General features: G+C 31.0%; 8 protein-coding genes and 1 other annotated feature. All 8 genes read left to right on the forward strand.

Annotated elements, in window-relative coordinates:
• The coding region (locus ACI3VO_RS01700; RefSeq protein ID WP_439756247.1) for an ABC transporter ATP-binding protein at positions 1-405 on the forward strand (405 nt) is incomplete at its 5' end.
• A gap of 24 nt (positions 406-429) precedes the next feature.
• Positions 430-807, forward strand: a complete 378-nt coding sequence (locus tag ACI3VO_RS01705) for a YbaN family protein (RefSeq protein ID WP_439756248.1) — start codon at positions 430-432, stop codon at positions 805-807.
• Positions 800-2,578 (forward strand): ABC transporter ATP-binding protein/permease, encoded by a 1,779-nt coding sequence (locus ACI3VO_RS01710; RefSeq protein ID WP_439756249.1) that lies wholly within the window; start codon positions 800-802, stop codon positions 2,576-2,578. Before ACI3VO_RS01705 ends, ACI3VO_RS01710 begins: the two co-directional genes overlap by 8 nt.
• Positions 2,579-4,249 carry an ABC transporter ATP-binding protein gene (locus ACI3VO_RS01715; protein ID WP_439756250.1) on the forward strand — a complete coding sequence of 557 codons (1,671 nt, stop codon included), beginning with the start codon at positions 2,579-2,581 and terminating at the stop codon, positions 4,247-4,249.
• A 32-nt stretch (positions 4,250-4,281) separates the two neighbouring features.
• Complete coding sequence (locus ACI3VO_RS01720) at positions 4,282-4,578, forward strand: nitrous oxide-stimulated promoter family protein (protein WP_439756251.1); 297 nt, start codon at positions 4,282-4,284, stop codon at positions 4,576-4,578.
• A gap of 155 nt (positions 4,579-4,733) precedes the next feature.
• A complete protein-coding gene (locus ACI3VO_RS01725; RefSeq protein ID WP_439756252.1) occupies positions 4,734-4,982 on the forward strand; it encodes a TIGR03905 family TSCPD domain-containing protein in 249 nt (82 codons plus the stop codon).
• A gap of 92 nt (positions 4,983-5,074) precedes the next feature.
• Positions 5,075-5,304 (forward strand) — a binding site (T-box leader).
• A gap of 48 nt (positions 5,305-5,352) precedes the next feature.
• The gene (gene tyrS / locus ACI3VO_RS01730) at positions 5,353-6,582 is read left to right on the forward strand and encodes a tyrosine--tRNA ligase (protein WP_439756253.1); all 1,230 of its coding nucleotides are present in this window, start codon (positions 5,353-5,355) and stop codon (positions 6,580-6,582) included.
• 100 nt (positions 6,583-6,682) lie between these two features.
• Positions 6,683-7,379: hypothetical protein (locus tag ACI3VO_RS01735; protein ID WP_439756254.1), on the forward strand; the 697-nt coding region annotated here is incomplete at its 3' end.

The raw sequence follows: 7,379 nt of genomic DNA on the forward strand, positions 1-7,379 counted from the left end.
GCTACAGGAATTTCTGATATACAGAATAAAAAAGTAAATAATTTATCTGGAGGTCAAAGGCAGAGGGCGTTTATAGCGATGTCTCTAGCTCAAAATACAGAAGTTTTGCTGTTAGATGAGCCTACGACTTACTTAGACATTTACCATCAGATAGAGATATTAGAGGTAGTCAAAAGCTTGAATCAAAAATACGGTATCACTATAATAATGGTCCTTCACGATTTAAATCAAGCTGTAAATTACAGTCACAATTTAGTGATAATGAAGGATGGAGAAATAGTAAAAACGGGTAGCGCTTCTAAGGTAATAGATGAAAAGACAATAAACGACGTTTATAGAGTATCTGGATATATACATAGAGAAGAAAATGATCAGATTTATTTTATACCTAAGAAGATATGCTAGATAAAAAATTAAAGGAGAGATATTATGTTAAAAAAAGTAGTGCTTATAGTAATTGGAACGATATCTATGTTGCTTGGAATAATCGGTGTATTTTTACCGGTACTACCGACGACGCCTCTTTTACTATTGACTTCTTATTGCTATATAAAAAGCAGCGATAGATTGAGCGAGAAATTTATGAAGACGAAAATATACGATAAATACGTTAGAAATTTTCATGAAAAGGGCGGAATGACATTAAAGGGCAAGTTGATGCTTACAATACCTGTATCTTTGATGTTACTTATTATGTTCGTAAAAATCGATAGCAATATAATGAGAATGGTTATTGTTATTATGTGGATTACAAAGGTCGTTTTCTTTGCCAAGATGAAGACTATTAAGGAGGTTACAAATGTTTAAAAAAAGGTTGTTAAAATTGTGCTCTAGTTCAAAAAAATGGATCGCCATGACTGTTTTGATGAACTGGATATCGATAATATGTAATATTTTAGTCGTTTTATTTATAGGAAACACTATGGATAAATTGATAAATTCGAATTTAGATATAAATTATTCAAGAGATGGAATTTACTTAGGAGCGTTGTTAGGTATAAGGTTTTTAGCTAATTACTACTCGACTAAGTTTTCTCTAAATTGTTCGAGCGAGGTTAAGAAGGTTTTAAGGGAGAAGGTATACGAGAAATTGCTTGATATAGGAGTCAACTACAATAAATTTATATCTACGTCCTCTGTGGTTCAAATGGGCGTGGACGGCATTGAAGCGCTGGAAATATATTTTGGAAGATTTTTACCACAATTATTCTATAGTGTGCTGGCTCCACTGACTCTATTTTTTGTGCTGTCGTTTATAAGCTTTGAGGTGGCTTTTGTACTGCTTATATGTGTTCCGCTTATACCGTTTACTATAATGGCCGTTATGAAAATCGCTAAGAGACTTCTTAGCAAATACTGGGGTGTTTACACAGATTTAGGTGATTCATTTTTAGAAAATCTACAAGGGCTTACTACTCTAAAGATATTTGATTTAGATGAAGAGAAGAATATAGAGATGAACCAAAATGCAGAGAATTTTAGAAAGATAACTATGAAGGTTCTTTTGATGCAGCTAAATTCTATAACTATAATGGATTTAGTAGCATTTGGAGGTTCGGCTGTTGGGATATTGATAGCAGTAAGTCAATTTAAAAATTCACTGATAACTCCTGGACAGCTTTTGATAATAATTTTATTATCAGCTGAGTTTTTCTTGCCTATGAGACTTCTAGGATCTCTATTCCATGTAGCTATGAATGGGATATCAGCAAGTGATAAGATATTCGATTTGCTAGATATAGAAATAGAGCAAAAAGAGAGTTTAAATGAAAAAGAATTAAAATCTCTTGAAAATATAGATATAAAATTAGAAAACGTGTCTTATAGCTACGACAAACAGAGAGAAATCTTAAAGGATATAAATGTAGATATAAAAGATAAACAGACTGTGGCATTTGTAGGAGAGAGCGGTTCTGGAAAGAGTACAATAACTAATTTACTTCTTAAAGTAGACGAGGTAGATGGAGGGAAAATTACATTAAATGGAATAAACTTAAACGACATACCATTTGATGTATTGAATAAAAAGATAGGATTTATAAATCACAACGCTTATATTTTTAACACTACTATAAGAGAAAATATAATTATGGGCAAAAAAGACGCTACGGATGAGGAAATATACGAAGTACTAAAAGAAGCCAATTTAGATAGTTTTGTAAAAAGCCTTCCAAATAAACTAGATACAAAGGTAGGAGAAGGAGGCAATCTACTGTCTGGAGGTCAAAAGCAGAGACTTTGCCTAGCTAGAACTATTATAAAAAATCCAGATATATATATTTTCGACGAGGCGACTTCAAATATAGATGTAGAAAGTGAAGAAAAAATCTGGGACAGTATAAATAAATTGTCTAAAGAAAAAACAGTAATCATAATTTCACATAGGCTTTTAAATGTGAAAAATGCAGATAAAATATATCTTCTAGACGACGGTCAAATAGCTGAGGATGGAAACCACAAAGCGCTTATGATGAAAAATGGACTTTATAAAAAACTAGTAGAGCACCAAGATAATTTGGAGAGCATATACGACGAATTAGAAAATAAAAACAAAGTTGAAGAAATGAAGGTGATATAGATGGAGAGTAGACAATCGGGAATAAAAATAATGTTGAGATTAATAAAAGTCCTAAAGCCTCTTGCACCTATAATGATGATAACTATATCCTTTGGAATTTTAGGATTTTTATCGGCAACTGCAATAACATCATTTGGAATGGTGGCAGGAGCTAATGTACTTGGATTTGATATGGGAATAAGCTTAAAGGCTTCTATAATCATAGTAATAGCATGTGCGATACTTAGAGGAATTTTGAGATTTATAGAGCAGTATTCAGGACATTTTATAGCATTTAAAATACTTGCTATACTTAGAGATAAGGTATTTGTAGCTCTTAGAAGGCTAGCACCTGCTAAGCTTGAATCTAAGGAAAAAGGAAATTTAATATCTATTATAACTAGCGATATAGAATTACTTGAAGTTTTTTACGCGCATACAGTGGCACCTATAGCTATAGGCGTAGTTACTTCTTCTATAATAGCTATAGTGCTGTTTAAGATAAATCCAGTGTTTGGATTGTTGTCGGTTTTATTTTATATTGTAATCGGTTATTTCATACCTGTGTTTTCTTCCAAATTTGCAAAACAAGGTGGAGTTGAATATAGAGAAGCATTTGCAGATTCGAATTCGTATTTTTTAGAGAGTCTAAAGGGCATCAAAGAAATACTATTATTTGATGCAGGAGAAGAAAGAATTCAAAATATAAATCAAAAAAGCGATAAATTACATCAAAAAATGAGTGTTATAAAAGCTCATGAAGGAATTATCAGAGCGTTTACAGACATAGTTATAATGATAGCGATACTTACATTTTTATTTGTGGGAATTGAATTATATAAGAAAGGTCAGGTAAATATAGGAGAGGCATTAGTTGCTATAGTAGTGCTTTCAAGTTCATTTGGTCCTGTATTGGCGCTTAGTAATTTATCTAATAATTTAATTCAGACCTTTGCATGTGCACAGAGACTATTTGATATATTAGATGAGGCGCCTGTGGTAGAGGATATATCTGGAGAATGTGAATTGCAATCGAAGGATATAAAGGTTGATGATATAAGCTTTTATTATGAAAATAGAGATGAGATATTAAAAAATTTAAATTTAAACATAAAAAAAGGCGAAAAAGTCGCTATAATAGGAGAAAGTGGATCAGGAAAGAGTACATTGTTAAAATTAATTATGAGATTTTGGAATGTAGATAGAGGAGAAATCTCAATAGGATATAAAAATGTCAAGACTATCCCAACAAAAACTCTGAGAAAATCTCAAACTCTAGTCAGCCAAGATACATTTTTATTCAATGATACTATATTAAACAACATCAAAATGGGAGATAAAAATGCGACTTACGATGATGTAGTAAATGCAGCTAAAAAAGCATCTATACACGAGTTTATAATGAAGCTTCCAAAAGGATATGACACAAATGTAGGTGAGCTGGGAGGAAACTTATCTTCAGGTGAGAAGCAGAGATTATCTATAGCGAGGGCGTTTTTAAGAGATAGCGACATATTGATTTTAGATGAGCCTACAAGTAATTTAGATACGTTAAACGAGGCTAGTATATTAAAAAGCATAGATGACGAATGTCAGGATAAAACTATAGTAATGGTATCTCATAGAAAATCTAGCAGTGCCATATGCAATAAGAGATTTGAATTAAAGGATAAAAAGCTTGTCAGTATTTAAATCGATATAGTTAAAAGTGGAGTTGAGTTGAAATGAATCGTATAGAGAGAGAAAAGCATATAATAGGAGTAATGGTAGATATATACTGTAAAAAAAAGCATAAATCTAAAGACGGGTTGTGCACAGAATGTAGAGAATTGCTAGATTACAGTAGACAGAGACTCGATAAATGTAAATTTGGAGAACAAAAGTCCTACTGTCAAAAATGCCCTATACACTGCTATAAAAAGGATATGAAACAAAAAATAAAGGATGTTATGAAATTTAGCGGACCAAGGCTTTTATTTTACAATCCAGTTGAATTTTTTAAGCATTTGTTTTCTAAATAACGATAAAAGTAGTGCTGAAGAGAGAAAATCTTTTTAGCACTACTTTTTTTGCATAAATTTATGTTGCAATTTATGTGATTATTTTAGATAATAAATATAGTTTGAGAAAATCAATAGGATAGATTTTAAATTGTGAAATTTAAGGAGGATTAATTATGAAAATAACTTTTGTGCCATCAGGAGTATGCTGTCAACAAATGAATTTAGAGGTTGACGATAATAATATAATAACTAAGGCTGAATTTATCGGAGGATGTAATGGAAATCTTTCTGGAATATCTAAATTAATAATCGGACAAAATGCATTAGAAGTAGCAGATAAATTAAGTGGAACTACTTGCGGTCAAAAAGATACTTCATGTCCAGACCAATTATCTAAAGCCATCAAACAAAATATAAAATAGAGAGAAAATGTTTGAAATATTGACAAAAAATAATAATTTTAATATAATCTAAAATATATGTATTAGATTTATAAAATTTGTGAAAAATAATAATACAGGCAGAGATGAGGAAGAGTAATAATTGGAGCTTTAACAGAAAGTAGCCGGTCGATGAGAGGCGCGAGAGAGAAGATTATGAATACACCTTTGAGCTTCACACTGAACTTTAGTAGGATGTGACGTGAGCACACGTTATAGTGCATAGTATTTTACTTACTAAGGTAGATAATGCGAGTTATCTACGAATAAAGGTGGTAACGCGAGATATACTCTCGTCCTTTAGATAGAGGACGGGAGTTTTTTAATGTAAAAACGAAAAGGAGAGATAAAGATGACAGTATATGAAGAATTAGTCGAAAGAGGACTTATCGCACAAGTCACTGATGAAGATGAATTAAAAGAATTAATAAATGCAGGTAAAGCTACATTTTATATAGGATTTGACGCTACTGCAGATTCTCTACATGTAGGTCATTTCATGGCTTTATGCTTAATGAAGAGATTACAAATGGCAGGTAATACTCCTATAGCTCTAGTAGGTGGAGGAACTACAATGATAGGTGACCCATCTGGTAGAACTGATATGAGACAAATGATGACACCAGAAATGATAAACCACAACTGTGAATGCTTCAAAAAACAAATGGCTAAATTCATAGATTTCTCAGATGATAAAGCTATACTTGTAAATAATGCAGATTGGCTATTAGATTTAAATTATGTAGATGTATTAAGAGAAGTTGGTGCATGCTTCAGTGTAAATAGAATGCTTTCTGCTGAATGCTACAAACAAAGAATGGATAGAGAAGGTGGGCTTACTTTCTTAGAATTCAACTACATGATAATGCAAGCTTACGATTTTTACCAATTATACCAAAAATACGGTTGCCAAATGCAATTAGGTGGTAACGATCAATGGTCAAACATGCTTGCAGGAACTGATTTAATAAGACGTAAATTAAATAAAAATGCTTATGCAATGACTATAACTCTACTTCTTAACTCAGAAGGTAAGAAAATGGGTAAAACTCAATCAGGTGCAGTATGGCTAGATCCTAACAAAACATCTCCATTTGAATTCTACCAATACTGGAGAAACGTTGCAGATGCAGACGTTATAAAATGCTTAAAGATGCTTACATTCTTACCATTAGAAGAAATAAAAGAAATGGAAAAATGGGAAGGTAGCGAATTAAATAAAGCTAAAGAAATATTAGCATTTGAATTAACTAAATTAGTTCACAGTGAAGAAGATGCAGTTAAAGCTCAAGAAGCTGCTAGAGCATTATTCTCTACAGGTGATGCTGCTAATATGCCAACAGTTGAATTAACAGAAGCTGACTTAACTGACGGAGCTATAACTCTAGTAGACTTATTAGTTAAAGCTGAACTTGCTGGATCAAAATCAGATGCTAGACGTAACATCGAACAAGGTGGAGTAGCTGTAAACGGCGAAAAAATAGAAGATGTAAAAGCTACAGTATCTAAAGATCAACTATCTGGTGATGGTGCAGTAGTTAAACGTGGTAAGAAAAAATTCAAAAAAGTTGTTGTAAAATAATCAAATAAATTATATTAGTAAAAAGGGAGTGATGTTAGGTAGAGTTTTAATTCTATTTTTCATCACTCTTTTTGATTTACATATTATAGGGGAGATAACAATGGAAAAAAATAAAGGTAAATTATCTTCATTATATTTAAAATTAGAACAAGACAACAGAATTGTTAGAGCTTTAATAGGACCTATATACTACTTTATTTATTCTAGTGATTTTGAAAAAGATGAACTAGAAAATCTAAAAAAAAGAAATTTAGGTCAAATAAATGATTATTTATCATATGAAACTAGTCAGTATGTTGTCTACAGCATTGATATATTGAAAAGAGATTATTTTGAATTATATAATTGTAGCGAAGATTTATATGAAGATATATACAAAATTGCTTATCAAAAGAGTGGTATTTATAGAAAAGTATGCGCGCTTAAGGATGATAATGAGGTCACAAATAATTTAAAAGAACTTATTTTTACATATATCAGAGAAGATATAGATGATAACGAGAAAAAAACATATATTGACGATATAATAAAACAATTAAATTATGAAGATAAAGGAAAAATAAATAATTCAATTGATACGATAAAAAGCAAATATTCGGATTTATATAATTTAAACCCTAGTATTTTTGACAAGATAAAAAAATCGCCTTCTAATATTAAGTTGAAAAAAACAGTTGAAACTAATAATATTGATAAAAGTAAAAATCCTATTAAAAAGAATCAAAACGATAAACAGCAAGATGTGAAATTAAATAATTTAAAAAAACAAGTTCCCAAAAAGCCAGTACAAAAACCAG

Source organism: Intestinibacter sp. (assembly GCF_051866655.1).
Lineage (GTDB): Bacteria > Bacillota > Clostridia > Peptostreptococcales > Peptostreptococcaceae > Intestinibacter.